At 44.5% G+C, this 1,260-nt stretch carries 1 protein-coding gene; it reads right to left on the reverse strand.

The features are described from left to right. Positions 1 to 57: 57 nt before the first annotated feature. Positions 58 to 1,181, reverse strand: a protein-coding gene (locus AACR11_RS08975) for an IS3 family transposase (RefSeq protein ID WP_101904149.1) whose coding sequence is annotated in 2 segments (ribosomal slippage) — positions 58 to 929 and positions 929 to 1,181 — 1,125 coding nt in all. Because the reading frame shifts where the segments join, the coding sequence is not laid out codon by codon here. Between the last annotated feature and the right edge of the window lie 79 nt (positions 1,182 to 1,260).

Here is a 1,260-nt window from a genome sequence, read left to right on the forward strand (position 1 = left end):
AGAAGTGGACCCCAGTGGTTGGACACATAAGCTAATTTCTTAAGTGGTTGATCCCGCTTATGCCGCGTATCTTTGCCTGCCGAAGTAGGCTTCATCAGGAGTGAGGTCATTGAGTCCTTGATGGTTACGCTCTTCATTATAAAACACCATGTAGTTACCGATTTCAAGCTCGGCTTCACGCGGTGTCGTGTAAGCTTTTAAGTAAACCTCCTCATATTTCAGGCTACGCCATAATCGTTCGATAAAAACGTTGTCGACCCAGCGACCTTTTCCATCCATGCTAATCCGTACACCATGACCAGTTAATTTCTGTGTGAACTCAGAGCTAGTAAACTGACTGCCTTGATCTGAGTTGAAGATATCTGGCGGTCCATAGTGCTTAAGCGCTTCCTCAAGAGCTTCGATACAAAAGCTCGTATCCATAGTGTTAGAGAGCCGCCAGGACAATACTTTACGGCTATACCAGTCAATAATGGCAACTAAGTACAGGAACCCTTTAGCCATTGGTATATAGGTGATATCAATCGCCCAAGCTTGGTTCGGGTAAGTGACTTCAACATTACGCAACAGATAGGGATAAACCTTGTGTGCTTTGTTTGCCAGTGTCGTTTTGGGTTTAGGGTAAATCGCTCCAATGCCCATATCACGCATGATACGAATGACGCGCTTGCGATTAACATTATGCCCCTTTTTTGCTAACTCAGTACGAATGCGTCGACTCCCCATGAAGGGATACTGAAGATGAATTTCGTCGATGATACGGCGTAATTCAATTTCCTCAACGGAGAGTCCGATAGGCTGATAGTAAGCCGTTGAACGAGCAATATTGAGCAGTTCACATTGGCGTTTAATTGGCAATGGTGTGGATTTAACCAGCGAGAGTTTTCGCTGGGCTCGGTCTAACGACCGAGCACTCTGGCCAAAAAATCATTTTCCATGGTCAACTGACCGATCTTGGCATGAAGCCTGTCCACTTCTTCGGTGTTATCTTTGCTCAACTGACTTTCAGAAGCAAAAATCATAGCTGCATTTTCTAGCAGCTCCTTTTTCCATGTAGAGATTTGGTTCGCGTGAAGGTTGTATTTTTGAGCCAATTCAGCGACCGTTTTGTCACCTTTAGCAGCCGCTAATGCCACCTTAGCTTTAAATTCAGGAGAGTGGTTTCTACGTTTTCTAGTCATAATCTGTTCCAGTGTTTCTGGGTACTATCAAAACAGATCAATCACTTAAAGTCATGTCCGAAATTTGGGGGCCACTTCT

Origin of the sequence: Vibrio sp. L85 (assembly GCF_963871815.1) — a bacterium.
GTDB lineage: Bacteria > Pseudomonadota > Gammaproteobacteria > Enterobacterales > Vibrionaceae > Vibrio > Vibrio harveyi.